The sequence below is a fragment of the Stenotrophomonas sp. 1L-E-5-B-C3 genome, from assembly GCF_057292075.1.
Window position 1 is genome coordinate 29,878 of record NZ_JBXAWS010000011.1, and the last position, 17,450, is coordinate 47,327.

Below are 17,450 nucleotides of genomic sequence, written 5' to 3' on the forward strand. Positions count from 1 at the left end.
CCGCCGATGGCCGCCCTCTTCCGCTGGCTGCACGTGGTGTGCAGGCGGCCTCGCCACGACCTGATCGACCCGGGTCATGGCGATCCATTCGCAACGGGTCGAACCACCAGAGCCATACAAGGAGAGACTCCCATGTTCTGGACCATCAAGGTCGTGATCGGCGACGGCGAGCGCGGCCTGGTGTATCGCAACCGTCGTTTCCAGCAGATCCTGCTGCCGGGCGTGCACCGCCTGTCGCCGTTCGGCGGCCGCCCGCACGTGGACATCCACACTGCATCGAAGGGCGCGGCCTACACCGGCAACGACCAGGACAGCCTGATCGAGGCGCTGGGCGCACGACTGGACACGCACTTCGTGCTGGCCAACGTCGGCGCCAGCGAGGTCGGCCTGTTGCTGCGCAACGGCCGCATCGATGAAGTCCTGCCGCCGGGCAGCCGCCGTCTGTACTGGCGGGGTTCGGTCGACACCCAGGTGCGCGTGATGGCGCTGGGTGACGAGCCGCGCATTGCGGCGGACGTGCAGCAACGCCTGGGCCAGCTGGGCGTGCTGCCGCGTGTGGCGGTGATCAGCACCGTGCCGAGCGAGTCGGTCGGCCTGCTGTTCATCGATGGCACGCTGCGGCAGACGCTGGACGCCGGCCTGCACGCGTTCTGGAACTTCAACGGCAACGTGTCGGTGGAGCGTGTGGAGCTGCGTGCGCGTTCGCTGGACGTGTCCGGCCAGGAACTGCTCAGCCGCGACAAGGTGACCCTGCGGGTGAACCTGGCCGCGACTGTGCAGGTGGTCGACCCGGTGCGTGCACACCGCACGCTCAGCAATGCCGACGAGTTCGTCTACCGGCAGCTGCAGTTCGGCCTGCGCCAGGCGATTGCCGCGCGCAGCCTGGACGAGCTGCTGGGCGACAAGGCCGCACTGGACGGCGAGATCGCCGCGCATGTGCAGGCCGCGATCGAGGGCCACGGCGTGCGCTTGCTCGGCGTCGGCATCAAGGACGTGATCCTGCCGGGTGAGATGAAGGAGATCCTCAACGGTGTGGTGCTGGCCGAGAAGCAGGCCCAGGCCAGCGTGATCCGCCGTCGTGAGGAGGCCAACGCCACGCGTTCGCAGCTCAACACCGCAAAGCTGATCGAGGACAACCCGGTGCTGATGCGCTTGAAGGAGCTGGAGGCACTGGAGAAGGTCACCGAGAAGATCGACAAGCTCACCGTGTTCGGCGGCCTGGATGGCGTGCTGAAGCAGTTGGTGACGATCAGGTAGGGGTCGCGGTGGCGCAGGGACGCGCCGCCGGCCCATCAAGGACAAACACAAAGACATGGACACTCAACACAACTATCAATGGCTGCACGCCGAGGGCACCACGCCGATCAAGGGCTGGGTCAACGGTGTGCCGCTGGAGGCGCAGGCGCATGAGCAGCTGCGCAACATCGCCGCGATCCCGTTCGTCGGGCCGTGGGTGGCCGTGATGCCGGACGTGCACCTGGGCAAGGGCGCGACCGTGGGCTCGGTGATCCCGACCCGCGGTGCGATCATCCCGGCCGCGGTCGGCGTCGACATCGGCTGCGGCATGGCCGCCGTGCGTACCACGCTGCGTGCCAATGACCTGCCCGATGACCTGCGGCAGCTGCGCAACAGCATCGAGCGCAGCATCCCGGTCGGCAATGGGCGCGGCGGCGAGCACCACCGCATGCCCGACAGCATCCATACCCGGTTGGTGCAATCCGGGCTGGCCGCCGGCCTGGAGAACATCAAGGACAAGCACCGGAAGATCCGTACCGACAAGCTGGATCGCCAGCTGGGTACGCTGGGCGGCGGCAACCACTTCATCGAACTGTGCCTGGACGAGACGGACACGGTGTGGGTGATGCTGCACAGCGGTTCTCGCGGTACCGGCAACCTGATCGGCACCTACTTCATCGAGAGGGCGCGCGAAGAACTTGCGCGCCGTGTGCTCGGCTTCCACCTGCCGGACAAGGACCTGGCGTTCTTCATGGAAGGCGAGCCGCTGTTCGATGACTACGTCGAAGCAGTGTCGTGGGCGCAGGATTACGCCAGGCAGAACCGCGAGGCAATGATGTCGCGGGTGCTGGCCGAGATGCGCCACCGGCTGCCGAAGTTCCAGCTGGCGGCGATGGCGGTGAACTGCCACCACAACTACGTGCAGAAGGAGACGCACCACGGCCAGGAGCTGCTGGTGACGCGCAAGGGCGCGGTCAGTGCCCGCGAGGGCGAGCTGGGCATCATTCCCGGCAGCATGGGCACGCGCAGCTACATCGTGCGTGGCAAGGGCAACGCGGACAGCTTCCACAGCTGCAGCCACGGTGCCGGCCGGGTAATGAGCCGTGGCGCTGCGCGCCAGCAGATCACGCTGGCCCAGCACCGCGAGGCCACCGCACACGTGGAATGCCGCAAGGACAGCGGCGTGCTGGACGAGTCGCCGGCGGCGTACAAGTCGATCGACGATGTGATGGCCGCGCAGCTCGACCTGGTCGACGTGGTGCACACCCTGCGCCAGGTGCTGTGCGTGAAGGGGTGATGGAACGGTGCCGGCCTCGGCCGGCACCTGCTCGACGGGCACGGGCGAATGGATGCCCGGGATCCGTAGCGTCGAGCTTGCTCGACTGCTCTTCCACGCCATGCGTGGATGCAAAGGCGCCGACCAAGGTCGGCGGCTATCAGTGCTGCGGTCAGCGCGGCACGCTGTCCTCGGCCACCAGCGCATGATGCACGCCGATCCCCGCGCGCACGCCTTCGGCGGCGGCCAGGGTGATGTTGCCTACTGTGGTCGCATCGCCTGCGGCATACACGTTCGGCACCGAGGTCTGCTTCATCATGTCGACCTCGATCAGCACGCCCAGCGGGCTCTCGACCAATGTGCACCCCAGCTGCTGCACCAGCGGCGTGGCCATCGCCTGGGTGGCCGGCACGAACAGCGCACGCTGTGCGATGCGGCGGCCGTCGGCCAGCTCCACTTCCAGCCAGGTCGGCTGGTCGCCCTGCACACCCAGCACGGGTGACGTCTCGATGTGCACGCCACGCTGCTGCATGGCGGCGCGTTCCTCATCGGTGATCTCCAGACCCATGCTGAAGAACGTGACGTTGCCCCAGTCGGCGAACAGCGGCGCCTTGCTGGCGGACATCGGATGGCCGCCGAGCAGGCCGATGGCACCACCACCGACTTCATAGCCGTGGCAGTAGGGGCAGTGCAGCACAGTGCTGCCCCAGCGCTCGGCCAGTCCGGGCAGTTCCGGCAGCTGGTCGGCGATGCCGCTTGCCAGCAGCAGCTTGCGCGCGGCCAGCACCTGGCCATCGGCGGTACGCACTTCCACGCCTTCGGCGGTGGTGCGGGCGTGCTCCACTTCGGCATGCACCCAACGCACCGTGGGGTAATCCAGCAATTGCTGGCGCGCGGCTTTCAGCAGCTCGGCGCCGCTGATGCCATCCAGCCCCAGCACTCCGTGCGAATGACTGGCGAAACGATTGCGCGGTGAACCGGCATCGATGACGGTGACCGGGCGACGGGCACGGGCCAGGATCAGGCCGGCGGCAATGCCGGCATAGCTGCCGCCGACGATGAGCACATCAGGATTCATGGTGACCTTCCAGGGAACGGTGATGGGCAAGATGGCGGGCGAAGTCGGCGCCGAGCTGGTCCAGCGTGGTCGCCTGCAGGCGCTGCTCAAGCAGCCGCTGCGCCTCGCGCGCGCCTTCGAGCAGGGCACTGTTGACCAGTTGCTGGATCGGGCAGCCGCCACCGGAATCGCGAGCGCCGACCTGGACCAGCGGCGGTGCTCCCACCCCCAGATAGATGTCATGCAGGGTGATCGCCGCGGCGTCGCGGGCCAGCACGCTGCCGCCACCATGGCCGCGCGTGCTGCGCACCAAGCCAGCCCTGTGCAGCTGCGCCAGCAGGCGGCGGATCACTACCGGATGGGTCGGCAGGCACGACGCCAGCTGTTCGGACGTACGCGGTGCGGCATGGCCGACCAGGTGCGCCATCACATGCAGAGCGTCGGAAAGCGGGCTCGCGGATTTCATGTAACAACAATAGTTACATTTAATTCCTCTGTCGAGGGTCTGCTTTCGTTCCATATGGACACATCTGTCCTATGAAATAGTTTCTTCACATCACTAAACGAAACGCGAATGTGATGTGCATCCCACTTCAGGGTGTGCGCATCGGGTCGATACCGCATTGCCCCTTCCCGAGAGTCCTTCCACATGAATGCGTCTGTCCGTGCTCCGCGCCTGCAGTCCAAGCTGCTCGGCGCGGTTTCCGTTGGTCTGGCCGTGGTCCTGCTGTGTGCTCTGGCCGGCCTCGCCTCCGCCTGGTTGAAACTGTCCACCGAGGTTCCGCCCGAAGTCGCCCACAGCCGCGACGCCGAGCGCCTGCAGCGCGAGTTCCGCGGGCAGGTGCAGGAATGGAAGAACGTACTGCTGCGTGGCCACGACGACGCGTTGCGCCAGCGCCACCTGGACGCCTTCGACAGCGAGGGCCGTCTGGTCGAACAGCTGGCCAAGGGCCTGGTCAGCAGCCCGGATGCACGAACGCGCGAACTGGCGCAAGCGTTCATCGGCCTGCACGCGCAGCTGCAGCAGGACTATCACGCGGCGCTGCAGGCATTCGCCGAGGCCAGCTACGATCCCGCCGCCGGCGACAATCTCGTGCGCGGCAAGGACCGCCCGGTGGCAACCGCGCTGGATGCGTTGAGTACGCACGCCACGCAGGTGGCCGAAGCGGCGGTAGCGGCCCGTTCGCAGCAGGCGCGGCAGACGCTGCTGCTGTGCGCGGCGCTGACCGTGCTGGCCGCCGTGTTGCTGCTGATGGGGCTGGGCTGGTGGCTGCGGCGTGCGGTGGTGCAGCCGGTGCTGGCGGTGGAGGCCGCTGCGCGCGCAGTGGCCGCCGGTGATCTGGAGCATGTTGTGCAGGTGCGCAGCCGCGATGAGATCGGTCGGCTCGCGCAGGCCATGCAGGCGGTGCAGTCCACACTGCGCGGCGTGCTCGATGCGCAGGCCACGATGGCACAGGCGCATGAAGCCGGCACCATCAGCCACCGCATGGACGCCAGTGCCTTCCCCGGCGCATTCGGCGAAATGGTCGCCGACAGCAACGCGCTGGTCGATGCGCACATCCAGGTAAAGCTGCGCGCGATTGCGATCATGGGCCGTTACGCCATCGGTGACCTCAGCCAGGACATGGAGCGGCTGCCGGGCGAGAAGGCCGTGATCACCGACGCGCTGGATACCGCCAAGGTCAATCTCGGCATGATCAATGGCGAGATCCGCCGCCTGGCCGAAGCCGCTGCCGCCGGTGACTTCAGCCAGCGTGGCGACAGCGCGCGCTTCGAGCATGACTTCCGCGCGATGGTCGATGGCTTGAACCGGTTGATGCAGACCACCGAGCAGAACCTCGGCGAGGTCTCCAGCATGCTGCGTGCGATCGCCGATGGTCGCCTCGGCGCGCGCATGCACGGCGATTTCCAGGGCGTGTTCGCGCGCATCGCCGGCGATGCCAACGCCACTGCCGCGCAGCTGGCGACCATCGTCACCGACATCAAGCACGCCTCCGGCAACATCCACACTGCGGCTGCAGAGATCGCCGCCGGCAACAATGATCTGTCGCGCCGTACCGAGCAGCAGGCGGCCAATCTGGAAGAGACTGCAGCATCGATGGAAGAACTGACCTCCACCGTGCGCCAAAACGCCGAGCATGCACGCCAGGCCAACCAGCTGGCGATCGGCGCGCACACGGTCGCCTCGCAGGGCGGCAGCGTGGTCGGCCAAGTGGTGGCGACGATGGGTGCGATCGAGACCTCGTCACGGCAGATCGCCGAGATCATCAGCGTGATCGATGGCATCGCATTCCAGACCAACATCCTGGCGCTGAACGCGGCAGTGGAAGCCGCGCGGGCCGGCGAACAGGGCCGCGGCTTCGCGGTGGTCGCCAGTGAAGTGCGCACGCTGGCGCAGCGCTCGGCGGCGGCCGCGAAGGAGATCAAGGCGTTGATCGAAGCCTCGGTTGAGCAGGTCGGCCACGGCGCGCAGCGCGTGCGCGAGGCCGGTGACACCATGGCCGAGATCGTGGCATCGGTGCAGCGCGTGACCGACATCATGGCCGAGATTTCGGCGGCCTCGCAGGAGCAGAGCGCGGGTATCGAGCAGGTCAGCCAGACCGTGATCCAGATGGATGGCACCACCCAGCAGAACGCCGCGCTGGTGGAGGAAGCCAGTGCCGCCGCACGCAGCCTGGAACAACAGGCGAACCGGTTGATCGATGCGGTGGATGTGTTCGATCTGTCGACCACGGCGGCAGCGAAGGACGCGTTGGCGCGCGCAGCCTGATTGATCCGGTTGCCGGCCAGCGGCCGGCACTACCCGTGCGATGTGCCGGCCGCTGGCCGGCAGCGTCCGCCGCCACATGGGTAGCGCCCGACCGTTGGTCGGGCGACGGCAGGATCAGTGCGGACCAACGGTCCGCACCCACCAGAGCAGCCGCGCCCACCGGCGCGTGCGGTAGTGCCGGCCGCTGGCCGGCAACTTCAGCGCACGTAGTCGCTCTGCGCCATCGCGTCGGCCAGGTAATCCACGAACGAGCTGATCCGCGACGACACGGCGGTGTTGCGGTAGTACACCGCATGGATCGGCTGGTACACATCCAGCGTCTGCCCCGCCAGCACCTGCACCAGGGTGCCGGCGCTGCGGTCGCGATCGGTGACGAAGTCAGACAGGCAGGTGATGCCCACACCTTCCACCGCCAGCCGGCGCAACGTCTCGCCACTGGATACGGCAATATCCGGGCGCACCAGCAGCAGCCCATCCGACTCTCCGGGCAGCGGCCAACGGTTGAGTGATTCCGGCTCGTTGAAGCTGAGCAGCGTGTGCTGGCCCAGTGCGGCGACGTTGGCCGGTTCGCCGTGCCTGGCCAGGTAGGCCGGGCTGGCCACCAGCCGCAGCTGGCAGCGGCCCAGCAGCCGCGCATGCAGGGTGGAGTCGGCCAGCGGGCCGATCCGGATCGCCAGATCGGTGCGCCGTTCGAGCAGGTCGATGTAGCGGTCGGAACTGTTCAACTCCAGCTGCACTTCCGGGTAACGCGCGCGATAGCCGGCCACCAGCGGCGCGATCACGTGCAGCACGAACGGCATCGCCGCATCCACGCGCAGGCGCCCCGCCGGGCGCTCGCGGCGCGCCGCCATCTGTTCCTCGGCCGATTCCACCGCATCGATGATCGCGCGCGCATGGCGCAGGAACGCCTCGCCCTCGGCGGTCAGGTGCAGGCGGCGTGTGGTACGGGTCAGCAGGGTGATCCCCAGCTTGTCCTCCAGCCGCCCCAGGGCGCGGCTCACGCCCGAGGGCGTCTGCCCCAGCTGCTCGGCGGCGGCACTGATCGAGCCGCTGTCGATCACCGAAAGGAACGCCTGCATTTCATCGAGAGTGGTCTTCATGTCCCTATTATTGACTGCACGGCAATAGTGATTGGCGTGAAGGCCGGTTTTTCGGCAAAGGTCGGCGGCGCAGACTGCGCAGCCTCTTCCTCCCGCTGGACCCTGTCATGACCCGTGGCATTCCCCTCGCCCTGCTGGCGTTGACCCTCGGTGCCTTCGCCATCGGCACCACCGAATTCGTCATCGTCGGCCTGATCCCGACCATCGCCGGAGACCTGCAGGTCAGCCTGCCCTCGGCCGGCCTGCTGGTCTCGCTGTACGCGCTGGGCGTGGCCATCGGCGCGCCGGTGCTGACTGCGCTGACCGGACGCGTACCGCGCAAGCAACTGCTGGTGGCGCTGATGGTGTTGTTCACGCTCGGCAATGTCGTCGCCTGGATGGCACCCGGGTATACCTCGCTGATCATCGCCCGCATCCTGACCGGCCTGGCGCACGGCGTGTTCTTCTCGATCGGCGCGATCATCGCCACCGCCGTGGTACCGAAGGAGAAGGCGGCCAGCGCGATCGCCATCATGTTCACCGGCCTGACCGTGGCGCTGGTGACCGGCGTGCCGCTGGGCACCTTCATCGGCCAGCATCTGGGCTGGCGCGCGACGTTCCTGGCGGTGGCCGGCCTCGGCGTCGTCGCCCTGATCGGCGCGCTGTTGTTCGTTCCGCGCAACCTGCCACAGAGTGCGCCGGCCAGCCTCCGCCAACAGCTGGCCGTGCTCGGCCAGCCACGCCTGCTGCTGGTCTATGCGATGACCGCGCTGGGCTACGGTGGCACCTTCCTGGCCTTCACCTATCTGGCGCCGATCCTGCAGGACGTCACCGGCCTTCCGGCCAACGCCGTGAGCCTGGTGCTGCTGGTGTACGGCGTGTCGGTGGCGATCGGCAACCTGTGGGGCGGGCGCATGGCCGACCGCTTGGGTCCGGTGCCCGCGCTGAAGCGCATCTTCGGACTGCTGGCATTGGTGCTGTTCGTGCTCACGTTCACTGCCTACAACACCTGGTTGATGCTGCTGACGGTGCTGGCGCTGGGTGCGGTAGCGTTCGGCAACGTGCCCGGCCTGCAGGTCTACGTGGTCAAGCAGGCGCAGCGCTATGCACCGCAGGCCACCGACGTGGCCTCAGGCCTGAACATCGCCGCGTTCAACGTCGGCATCGCCATGGGCGCCTCGCTGGGCGGCCTGGTGGTGGAGCACATCGGCCTGATGCATACCCCATGGCTGGGCGCGCTGGTGGTCGTGCTGGCCTACGCGCTGACCGTGCTCAGTGGCCGCCTCGACCGCCGCGATGGCGTCGACCACCGCGCCGACGGCATTGCCGCCACCGCGCATTGATCCATGCAATGCACCGTTGCCGGCATGCATACGGTGCCTGTCCTACCCTCTTCCCTCTGCTACTCCCTTCCCCCCGTTGGAGCTTCCCATGACTGTCCCCGCTTTTGGTCTCGGCACCTTCCGCCTGAAGGACCAGACCGTGATCGACTCGGTGCGCAATGCGCTGGAGGTCGGCTACCGCGCCATCGATACCGCGCAGATCTACGGCAACGAAGCCGAAGTCGGCCAGGCCATCGCCGAGTCCGGCGTGTCGCGTGATGATCTGTACCTGACCACCAAGGTGTGGATCACCGAGTTCAAGCGCGATGCGCTGCTGGCCAGCCTGCGTACCAGCCTGGAGAAGCTGCGCACCGACCGCGTCGACCTGGCGCTGATCCACTGGCCGTCACCGAATGGCAAGGTCGATGTGCCGATGGAGGAATACCTGCCGGCACTGGCCGAAGCCAAGGCGAAGGGGCTGACCAAGGCGATCGGCATCTCCAATTTCACCATCGCGCAGACCCGCAAGGCGATCGAGATCCTCGGTGCCGAAGCCATCGCCACCAACCAGATCGAGATCCACCCGTACCTGCAGAACCGCCTGCTGGTGAAGTTCCTGCAGGACAACGGCATCCACATCACCGCCTACATGAGCCTGGCTTATGGCGAAGTGCTGAAGGACCCGGTGATCCAGGCCATTGCCGGCCGTCACCAGGCCACCCCGGCGCAGGTTGCGCTGGCCTGGGCGCTGCAGCAGGGCTTCTCGGTGATCCCGTCGTCGACGAAGCGCGAGAACCTGGCAGCCAACCTGGAAGCAGCGGCCGTGCGATTGACCGACGAAGACATGGCACAGATCGCCAAGCTGGATCGTGGCCATCGCCTGGCGAATCCGGAAGGGATTGCCCCGGCCTGGGATTGATCCCAACCGCGGTTACGTATCGGAATCGGTGGGTGCCGGCCTTGGTCGGTACCGACCTCTGGTCAGTCGATGACACATCGTGCCGACCAAGGTCGGCACCTACCAAAGGCAGAGCTATCCCTCGCCTTGCAGCAACCACCCACGCATCGCCGCACTGACCTCGTCCGGCTTTTCCATCGGTGCCAGGTGCCCGCAATCGGGCACCACCACCAGCTGCGAATGCGGCACCAGGGCGTGCACCTCCTCGCTCACCGCCAGCGGCGTGATGCGGTCGTTTGCGCCGCAGACGATCAGCAGCGGATCGCGGTACCCGGCCAGCACATCGTGGCCATCGCGGCGCTCCAGCGCGCTCTGGCGCAGGAACACTTCGGCGCCCAACCGCGCGGTCATGTCGCGCACACGCTGCACCAGCACGTAGTCGTCCAGCCGCGAGGCATCGATGTAGCTGCGCATCAACGCGTCACCGAAGCCGTGGAATTTTCCCGGCAGGCGCACGCTGGCACGTTGGCTGCGGCGCTGCTCGGCACGTTCCGGCGAATCGGCATGGATCGAGGTATCGATCAACGCCAGCTGTAGCACGCGCTCGGGCGCGATGCGCAGGATCTGCTGAGCGACGAAGCCGCCGAGCGAGAAACCTGCCAGCGCAAAGCGCTCCGGCGCCTGAGCCAGTACATCCTGGGCCACGGCCTGCAGGGTTTCACCGCGGGTCTGGTCGCCCACCGTGCAATCGGCGATGTCGGCAAGATCAGCCAACTGTGAGCGCCACAGCTCGGCATCGTTGAGCAGGCCGGGCAGTAGCAACAGGGGAATACGGTCGGTCATGGGGCTATTGTCGCGCCATCACGGTGACGGAGCCATGCTGCAGCGGGCGGTTGCATTGTAGAGTCGAGCTTGCTCGACTGCTCCACAGCCAGTCGAGCATGGCTCGACTCTACAGAAGGCAACGATACGGACGCGACCATGGCAGACCCCTACAACAGCGGCTCCCCTTCCCCGCCCACACTGCGCTTCGACAATGCGCTGGTCACCACCGCCTTCGAGCTGCCCGGCCATCGCATCGTGCGCAATCTGGGTGTGGTACGCGGCATCACCGTGCGCTCGCGCTCGATCGTCGGCAATTTCCTTGGCGGTATACAGACGATCTTCGGCGGCAACATCACCATCTACACCGAACTGTGCGAACAGGCTCGCGAGGAAACCTACCGCGACATGGTCAAGCACGCGCGGCAGCTGGGCGCCAACGCGATCGTCGGCATGCGCTACGACGCCACCGATGTGATGACCGGGCTGACCGAGGTGCTGTGCTATGGCACGGCGGTGGTGGTGGAGCCGCTGCGTTGAATCCGACGTTCCGCCGGGCATGGCCCGGCGCTACCGATGTGGTAACGATCACGCCGCCGGCGGGGGTTCGGGCACCTCTACCTGCTGCACCGGCAGGGTCACCATCATCACCGTCGGGTCGTCCGGGTCCAGCCGGGTCTTGAAGCCCAGGCTCTGGCACATCGCCAGCATGGTGCTGTTCTCGCGCAGCACCTGGCCTTCAACCACGTCCAGGCCCAGCCACTTGGCGTACTCGATCATGATCGCCATCAATCGCCAGCCGATCCCGTGGCCCTTCAGGTCCGAGCGGATCAGGATGCCGTACTCGCCGCGATGGTAGTCGGCGTCGGCATGCAGGCGCACCGCGCCCAGCATTTCGCCACTGCGTGGCTCGATCGCCACCAGCGCGATCGAGCGTGCGTAGTCGAGCTGGGTCAGGCGCGCGATGAATTCGTGGCTGAAGTGCTTCACCGACTGGAAGAAACGCAGGCGCAGGTCCTCGTCGCTGACGCGGGCGAAGAACGCACGGAACAGCGCGTCGTCTTCCGGTCGCACCGGGCGCACGAAGGCGCGGCCGCCGTCGGACAGTTCGATGGTACGCTCCCACTCCTTCGGGTACGGGAACACCGAGAAGCGCGGATGGCCACGGCCCTTGTGCAGGATGCGCGACGGTGCCACCGCCACGCGGGCGTCGAGGGCGAGGATGCCCTTGCTGTCGACCAGCAGCGGGTTGATGTCCAACGTACGCACTTCGGGGATATCGGCGGCCAGCTGCGCCAGCTTCACCAGCGCCAGCGCCAGTGCGCGCTCGTCGGCGGCGGGCACATCGCCGTAGGCCTTGAGGATGCGCGAGGCGCGGGTCTGGCCGATCAGTTCATGGGCCAGGCGCAGGTCCAATGGCGGCAGCGCCAGTGCCTTGTCGTTGATCACTTCGACCGCAGTACCACCACGGCCGACCACGATCACCGGGCCGAACGTCGCGTCATCAGCGATACCGACGATGATCTCGCGCGCCTTCGGGCGAATGATGGTCGGCTGCACCAGCAGGCCATCGATGCGGGCGTCGGGACGCAGTTGGCGCGCGCGCGACAGGATCGCATGGGCCGCGCTCTGCACCGCCGGCAGCGTCGCCAGGTTCAGTCGCACACCATCCACTTCGGATTTGTGCGGAATATCCGGCGACAGGATCTTCAGTGCGACCGTAGCACCGCGTTCCAGCAGCGGCTGCGCCAGGTCCATGGCCTCGTGCGCATCGCGCGCATGCATCACCGGCGCGGACGGAATGCCATAGGCCTTGAGCAGTTCATGCGTGGCCAGCGGGTCCAGCCACTGCTGGCCGTTGGCCAGCGCGGCGTCGACCAGTGCACGCGCGGCCGCCGCGTCCACGCTGAAGTCCTGCGGCAGGCTGGGCGGCGTTTCCATCAGCGCGTTCTGCGCTTCGCGGTAGCGCACCAGATGCTGGAAGCCGCGTACCGCCTCGGCTTCGGTCGGATAGGTCGGCACGCGTGCCGCATTGAGCGTCGCGGTGGCCTGATCGTCGTTGCCCAGCCACACCGCGAACACCGGCTTGTCGCGGTGATGGCGCGGCCGCAGGCCGAGCGTGCGGGTCAGCGCTTGTGCGGCATCAGCGGACGAGGTGAACGCGGTCGGCACATTGACTACCATCACCGCATCATTCTCGTTATCGGCCAGCAGTGCTTCGATGGCCGATGCGTAGCGCTCACCATCGGCGTCGACCACGATGTCGACCGGATTGCTGCGCGACCAGCCCTGCGGCAGCACCGCGTCAAGCTTCTCCACCGTGCTGTCGGACAGGTTGGCCAGCGTGCCACGCAATGCGATCAGCTGGTCCACCGCAAGGCGGCCAACGCCGCCACCGTTGCTGAGGATGGCCAGGCGTCGGCCGGGGAACGTCCCCAGCCGTCCCAGCGACTCGGCGGCGGTGAACAGCTCATCCAGCGCGCTCACGCGCAGCAGGCCGGCACGGTTGAACGCCGCACCGTAGACATCGTCGGCGCGGGCCAGCGCCTGCACATGGGTATCGCGGCTGCCCGGCTGCACGCGCTCGGCGCGACCGGACTTCACCACCACCACCGGCTTGGCGCGCGCGGCGGCACGCGCGGCCGACATGAACTTGCGCGCATCCTTGATCTGCTCGACGTAGAGCAGGATGGCGCGGGTGCGGTAGTCGGTGGCGAAGTAGTCGAGCAGGTCGCCGAAGTCGACATCCATCGTATCGCCCAGCGAGACCACGGCGGAGAAGCCAACCGAGCGCGCCACACCCCATTCCACCAGCGCCGCCGCAATCGCCGAAGATTCGGAGATCAGCGCGAGGTCACCGGCCTGCGGGAAGTGCGCGGCGATGCTGGCATTGAGCCGCGCATGCGGTGCGATCACGCCCAGGCAGTGCGGGCCAAGGATGCGCAGGCCATGCTTGCGCGCCACCGCTTCCACCTGCGCCGACAACGAGCCGGGGCCTTCGCCCAGGTGTGCGGTCAGGATGATCGCCGACTGCACGCCCCGCTCGGCGGCGGTGCGTACCACCTGTGGCACGATCGCCGCCGGGGCGGTGATCACCACCAGCTCGGGCACCCAGTCCAGGTCCTTCAACCGCTTGACCGTGCGGATGCCATCGATCTCGGCGTGTCGCGGGTTGATCCACGCCACCTTGCCGGGGAAGCCGGTGCCGCGCAGGTTGCGCATCACCGCGCGGCCGGCCGAGCGTTCACGCGGGCTGCCGCCGATCACCGCGACCGACTGCGGACGAAACACGGACTGCAGGTGGTAGGTACTCATGCGCCTACGGTACCCAAAAAAGGGGACGGAGGGGATTAAGTCGTTTGTGGCACAAACGACTTAATCCCCTCCGTCCCCTTTTTGTTACAGCAGCGTGCCGTGCAGGATCATCGCGGCGATGCTGAAATAGATCACCAGCCCGGTCACGTCCACCAGGGTGGCCACGAACGGGGCCGAGGCACTTGCGGGATCGAAGCCCAGCCGCTTGAGGATGAAGGGCAGCATCGAGCCGGACAGCGAGCCGAAGGTGACGATGCCGACCAGCGCCGCACCGATGGTGATCGCCAGCAGGATCCAGTGCTCGCCGTAGTCGTGCAGGCCACCCAGCTGCCAGATCACGATGCGTACGATGGCCAGGCAGCCGAGGATGGCGCCCAGCACCATGCCGGTCGGAACCTCGCGCAGAGCCACTTTCCACCAGTCGCGCAGGCGCAGCTCGCGCAATGCCAGGCTGCGGATCAGCAGCGAGGTGGCCTGCGAACCGGAGTTGCCGCCCGAACTCATGATCAGCGGAATGAACAGGGTCAGCACCACCGCGCGCGCCAGTTCATCCTCGTAATGCTGCATCGCGCTGGCGGTCAGCATTTCGCCCAGGAACAGCACGCTCAGCCAGCCGGCGCGCTTGCGCAGCATCTCGAAGAAGCCGATCTGCATGTACGGCTTGTCCAGTGCTTCCATACCGCCGAACTTGTGCGCGTCTTCGGTGGACTCTTCGATCAGCGCATCGAGCACGTCGTCGACGGTGACGATGCCAAGCATCTGCTGCTGCGCGTCGACCACCGGAATCGCCAGCAGATCGTGGCGGCGGATCAGCCGCGCCACTTCCTCCTGGTCCATCAGTGCATCCACGGTCACCGGCGGATTGACCTGGGCCACGTCCAGGATCGACTCCTCGGGCAGGCCGGTGATCAGCCGGCGCATGGTCACCACCTGCTGCAGTTGCTGGCTGGCCGGGTCCAGCACGTAGATCGCGTACACCGTCTCGCGGGTACGCTCGACCTGGCGGATGTGCTGCAGGGTCTGCGCAACGGTCCAGCTGGCGGGTACCGCCACGTACTCGGTGGTCATCAGCGCGCCGGCGGTGTTCGGCGGGTAGCTGAGCAGCTTCTGGATGGCCTGGCGGGCATCGGTGCCGAGCAGCGGGATCAGCCGCGCGCGTTCTTCTTCGTCCAGCTCGTGGACGATGTCGGTGGCACGGTCGTCGGCCATCAGCCCCAGCAGGGCCGCGGCGCGTGCCGGCGGCAGCGCGGCCACCAGCTCGCCGCTGCGGTGCAGCTCCGGTGCTTCGAGCATCTTCACCGCGCGCGGCAATGACAGCGCCGCCAGCGTTTCCGCGGCGCGCGTCAGTTCCAGCGTATTGAGGAATTCCACCGCGTCGGCGGTGTTGTAGTTCGCCAGGGGTGCGGCCAGTGTGGCGGCATCGGCCACCGGGCGCAGCAATTGCTTCTGGTTCATCGGATTGCCTTGTGGGGGTGCGACCTCGCGCAACGCCAACGCAGGCAAACCGTCCCGATGTCAGGCGGTGGCCATCGCTGGCGTCGAACGAGGTCGACTTCTACTGTCGCTGGACATGGGTTGGGGACTCCGGGATGCGTGTGCTGGCGGACGCGCCGCCAGCGGCGGGCAGTCTGGACCCGGCGACATTGCAGGTCAACCCGCGCCGCGCGGCGTGGCCCGGCCCCGCAGGTCGTTCTCGTGCCTGCACGGAGCGGCGCGCATAATGGCCGGGTGGCGCTCGCCACGCTTTTCCTACCCGAACGGACGCGCAGCGGCTTCCCGATGACCAGGTATTCCCATGCATAGCGGCGGTCTGGAACTGGCCCTGGTGCTGCTGCTGGCGGCGGTCATCGCCGTGCCGGTGTTCAAGAAATTCGGCTTCGGCGCGGTGCTGGGCTACCTGGCGGCCGGCGTGGTACTGGGCCCGGACGGGTTGGGCTTCGTGCAGGACGCCGATCGCATCCTCGGCGCCGCCGAGATCGGCGTGGTGATGCTGCTGTTCGTGATCGGGCTGGAGCTGTCGCCCGCGCGCCTGAAGGTAATGCGACGCTCGGTATTCGGTGCCGGTGCGGCGCAGGTGGCGCTGTCCGGGCTGGTGCTGGGCGGCCTGCTGCTGCTCGACCACTTCCAATGGAAAAGTGCGCTGGTGGTGGGCGTGGCGCTGGCGCTGTCATCCACTGCGGTGGGCCTGCAGCTGCTGTCAGAACACAAGGCGATCAACAGCGACCATGGCCGGCTCGGGTTCGCCATCCTGCTGTTCCAGGACCTGATCGCGATTCCACTGCTGGCGGCCATCCCGCTGCTGGGCGGGGTGAAGAACGAGACGCTGCGCTGGGAAGATGCGGCCGTGGCGCTGGGTGCGCTGGCGGTGGTGATCCTGTGCGGGCGGCCGGTACTGCGCAGGGTGTTCAGCATCATCGCGCGCACCCGCAGCCCGGAAGTTTTCACTGCCACTGCCCTGCTGGTGGTGCTCGGCACCGCTTGGTTCATGCAGGAAGCCGGCCTCAGCCCCAGCCTGGGCGCGTTCCTGGCCGGCGTACTGCTGTCCGACTCGGAGTTCCGGCACGAACTGGAAGCGCAGATCGAGCCGTTCAAGGGGCTGCTGCTGGGCCTGTTCTTCATTGCGGTGGGCATGGGCATCGACCTCGACCGCATCGTTGCCGAGCCGTGGCTCATCGCCGCCGGCGTGGCGATCCTGCTGGTGGTCAAATTCAGCCTGCTGTACGTGATCGGGCGCATCGCAAAGCTCAGTTCACGGCACTCGCTGCTACTGGGCAGCGTGCTGTGGCTGGGCGGCGAGTTCGCCTTCGTGGTGTTCAACGAAGCGCAGCGCGCGCACCTGCTGGGCAGCGCCAACCATGACCGTCTGGTGGCGATCGTCGGCCTGTCGATGGCGATCACGCCACTGCTGATGATCGCGCTGCTCAAGCTGCTCGGCCAGGAGAAGGCAACGCCGCGCGAGGCAGCCGAGGCCGACAAGGTGGCGCCGGACAACCGGCCGAAAGTGCTGATTGCCGGCATGGGCCGCTTCGGCCAGGTCATCGCGCGCCTGTTGACCGCGCAGAAGGTGCCGTTCGTGGCACTGGAAGCGAATCCGGACACCGTGGCCGACCTGCGCCGCTTCGGCAACCAGCTGTATTACGGCGACCCGACCCGGCCGGAGATGCTGCGCGCTGCGGGCGGCGAACACATCGATGTGTTCGTGATCACCGTGGACGACCCGGAGACCAACCTGCGTGCAGTGCGCATGGTGCGCCGGCTGTACCCGGACGCGAAGGTGCTGGCGCGTGCACGCAACCGCCAGCATGCGTGGCGCCTGATGGACATGTCGGCCGAACCGTTCCGCGAAGTGTTCGGCACCAGCCTGGAAATGAGCGGGCGCGTGCTGACTGCATTGGGTGTTGCACCTGAAGTGGCCGAACGCCACGTACAGCGCTTCCGTGAGCACGACGAGCAGCTGCTGCGCGACCAGTATCTGGTGTACGACGACGAGGCTGCGGTGATCCAGACCTCGCGCGATGCACGCAATGACCTGATGCACCTGTTTGAAGCCGACGCGGAAAGTGACGGCGACAAGGAGCGGTGACAGCCAGCCGGTGTGCCGACCAACGGTCGGCACCCACCCGATGGATGGTGGACCCGGTAGCGCCGGCCGCTGGCCGGCAGCCTCGGGATCCC

General features: G+C 67.2%; 13 protein-coding genes. 7 read left to right on the forward strand and 6 right to left on the reverse strand.

Annotation, left to right across the window (positions count from 1 at the left end):
- Window positions 1–132: 132 nt before the first annotated feature.
- Entirely contained in the window at window positions 133–1,257 is a 1,125-nt protein-coding gene (locus AC0Z6F_RS14570; protein WP_197585277.1) for a slipin family protein, read from the forward strand.
- 55 nt (window positions 1,258–1,312) lie between these two features.
- Window positions 1,313–2,533, forward strand: a complete 1,221-nt coding sequence (locus tag AC0Z6F_RS14575; RefSeq protein WP_012512447.1) for an RtcB family protein — start codon at window positions 1,313–1,315, stop codon at window positions 2,531–2,533.
- A 151-nt stretch (window positions 2,534–2,684) separates the two neighbouring features.
- Here AC0Z6F_RS14575 and AC0Z6F_RS14580 read toward each other — a convergent pair whose 3' ends face one another.
- Together AC0Z6F_RS14580 and AC0Z6F_RS14585 are read right to left on the reverse strand one after the other, a co-directional pair.
- Window positions 2,685–3,590 (reverse strand): NAD(P)/FAD-dependent oxidoreductase, encoded by a 906-nt coding sequence (locus tag AC0Z6F_RS14580; protein WP_100469904.1) that lies wholly within the window; start codon window positions 3,588–3,590, stop codon window positions 2,685–2,687.
- Window positions 3,580–4,035 carry an Rrf2 family transcriptional regulator gene (locus AC0Z6F_RS14585; RefSeq protein WP_100469907.1) on the reverse strand — a complete coding sequence of 152 codons (456 nt, stop codon included), beginning with the start codon at window positions 4,033–4,035 and terminating at the stop codon, window positions 3,580–3,582. Before AC0Z6F_RS14585 ends, AC0Z6F_RS14580 begins: the two co-directional genes overlap by 11 nt.
- A gap of 183 nt (window positions 4,036–4,218) precedes the next feature.
- Here AC0Z6F_RS14585 and AC0Z6F_RS14590 point away from each other — a divergent pair, with 183 nt between their 5' ends.
- Window positions 4,219–6,339 carry a methyl-accepting chemotaxis protein gene (locus AC0Z6F_RS14590; RefSeq protein ID WP_485617499.1) on the forward strand — a complete coding sequence of 707 codons (2,121 nt, stop codon included), beginning with the start codon at window positions 4,219–4,221 and terminating at the stop codon, window positions 6,337–6,339.
- Between the two features lie 197 nt (window positions 6,340–6,536).
- Here the strand turns inward: AC0Z6F_RS14590 and AC0Z6F_RS14595 are convergent, their stop codons facing one another.
- Entirely contained in the window at window positions 6,537–7,439 is a 903-nt protein-coding gene (locus tag AC0Z6F_RS14595; protein ID WP_065723699.1) for a LysR family transcriptional regulator, read from the reverse strand.
- A 107-nt stretch (window positions 7,440–7,546) separates the two neighbouring features.
- Between AC0Z6F_RS14595 and AC0Z6F_RS14600 the strand changes: the two genes are divergently transcribed.
- Together AC0Z6F_RS14600 and dkgB are read left to right on the forward strand one after the other, a co-directional pair.
- Complete coding sequence (locus AC0Z6F_RS14600; protein WP_012512451.1) at window positions 7,547–8,761, forward strand: MFS transporter; 1,215 nt, start codon at window positions 7,547–7,549, stop codon at window positions 8,759–8,761.
- A gap of 88 nt (window positions 8,762–8,849) precedes the next feature.
- Window positions 8,850–9,659, forward strand: coding sequence for a 2,5-didehydrogluconate reductase DkgB (gene dkgB / locus AC0Z6F_RS14605; RefSeq protein WP_100469916.1), 810 nt, complete (start codon window positions 8,850–8,852; stop codon window positions 9,657–9,659).
- A gap of 114 nt (window positions 9,660–9,773) precedes the next feature.
- On the opposite strand, the gene AC0Z6F_RS14610 is transcribed toward dkgB, so the two are convergent.
- Window positions 9,774–10,481, reverse strand: coding sequence for an alpha/beta fold hydrolase (locus AC0Z6F_RS14610; protein ID WP_012512453.1), 708 nt, complete (start codon window positions 10,479–10,481; stop codon window positions 9,774–9,776).
- A 138-nt stretch (window positions 10,482–10,619) separates the two neighbouring features.
- On the opposite strand from AC0Z6F_RS14610, the gene AC0Z6F_RS14615 reads away from it, so the two are divergent.
- Window positions 10,620–11,000, forward strand: a complete 381-nt coding sequence (locus AC0Z6F_RS14615; protein WP_485617503.1) for a YbjQ family protein — start codon at window positions 10,620–10,622, stop codon at window positions 10,998–11,000.
- Between the two features lie 48 nt (window positions 11,001–11,048).
- Here AC0Z6F_RS14615 and AC0Z6F_RS14620 read toward each other — a convergent pair whose 3' ends face one another.
- A complete protein-coding gene (locus AC0Z6F_RS14620) occupies window positions 11,049–13,775 on the reverse strand; it encodes a bifunctional acetate--CoA ligase family protein/GNAT family N-acetyltransferase (protein WP_485617505.1) in 2,727 nt (908 codons plus the stop codon).
- Window positions 13,776–13,859: 84 nt separating this feature from the next.
- Window positions 13,860–15,230 carry a magnesium transporter gene (gene mgtE, locus AC0Z6F_RS14625; protein ID WP_012512456.1) on the reverse strand — a complete coding sequence of 457 codons (1,371 nt, stop codon included), beginning with the start codon at window positions 15,228–15,230 and terminating at the stop codon, window positions 13,860–13,862.
- Between the two features lie 340 nt (window positions 15,231–15,570).
- Here mgtE and AC0Z6F_RS14630 point away from each other — a divergent pair, with 340 nt between their 5' ends.
- Entirely contained in the window at window positions 15,571–17,358 is a 1,788-nt protein-coding gene (locus AC0Z6F_RS14630; RefSeq protein WP_012512457.1) for a monovalent cation:proton antiporter-2 (CPA2) family protein, read from the forward strand.
- Window positions 17,359–17,450: the final 92 nt, after the last annotated feature.

Excerpts from the sequence above, each read along its gene's own strand:
- AC0Z6F_RS14570 (WP_197585277.1), top strand. The coding sequence starts at position 133 with ATGTTCTGGACCATCAAGGTCGTGATCGGCGACGGCGAGCGCGGCCTG.
- AC0Z6F_RS14575 (WP_012512447.1), top strand. The coding sequence starts at position 1,313 with ATGGACACTCAACACAACTATCAATGGCTGCACGCCGAGGGCACCACG.
- AC0Z6F_RS14580 (WP_100469904.1), bottom strand. The coding sequence starts at position 3,590 with ATGAATCCTGATGTGCTCATCGTCGGCGGCAGCTATGCCGGCATTGCC.
- AC0Z6F_RS14585 (WP_100469907.1), bottom strand. The coding sequence starts at position 4,035 with ATGAAATCCGCGAGCCCGCTTTCCGACGCTCTGCATGTGATGGCGCAC.
- AC0Z6F_RS14590 (WP_485617499.1), top strand. The coding sequence starts at position 4,219 with ATGAATGCGTCTGTCCGTGCTCCGCGCCTGCAGTCCAAGCTGCTCGGC.
- AC0Z6F_RS14595 (WP_065723699.1), bottom strand. The coding sequence starts at position 7,439 with ATGAAGACCACTCTCGATGAAATGCAGGCGTTCCTTTCGGTGATCGAC.
- AC0Z6F_RS14600 (WP_012512451.1), top strand. The coding sequence starts at position 7,547 with ATGACCCGTGGCATTCCCCTCGCCCTGCTGGCGTTGACCCTCGGTGCC.
- dkgB (WP_100469916.1), top strand. The coding sequence starts at position 8,850 with ATGACTGTCCCCGCTTTTGGTCTCGGCACCTTCCGCCTGAAGGACCAG.
- AC0Z6F_RS14610 (WP_012512453.1), bottom strand. The coding sequence starts at position 10,481 with ATGACCGACCGTATTCCCCTGTTGCTACTGCCCGGCCTGCTCAACGAT.
- AC0Z6F_RS14615 (WP_485617503.1), top strand. The coding sequence starts at position 10,620 with ATGGCAGACCCCTACAACAGCGGCTCCCCTTCCCCGCCCACACTGCGC.
- AC0Z6F_RS14620 (WP_485617505.1), bottom strand. The coding sequence starts at position 13,775 with ATGAGTACCTACCACCTGCAGTCCGTGTTTCGTCCGCAGTCGGTCGCG.
- mgtE (WP_012512456.1), bottom strand. The coding sequence starts at position 15,230 with ATGAACCAGAAGCAATTGCTGCGCCCGGTGGCCGATGCCGCCACACTG.
- AC0Z6F_RS14630 (WP_012512457.1), top strand. The coding sequence starts at position 15,571 with ATGCATAGCGGCGGTCTGGAACTGGCCCTGGTGCTGCTGCTGGCGGCG.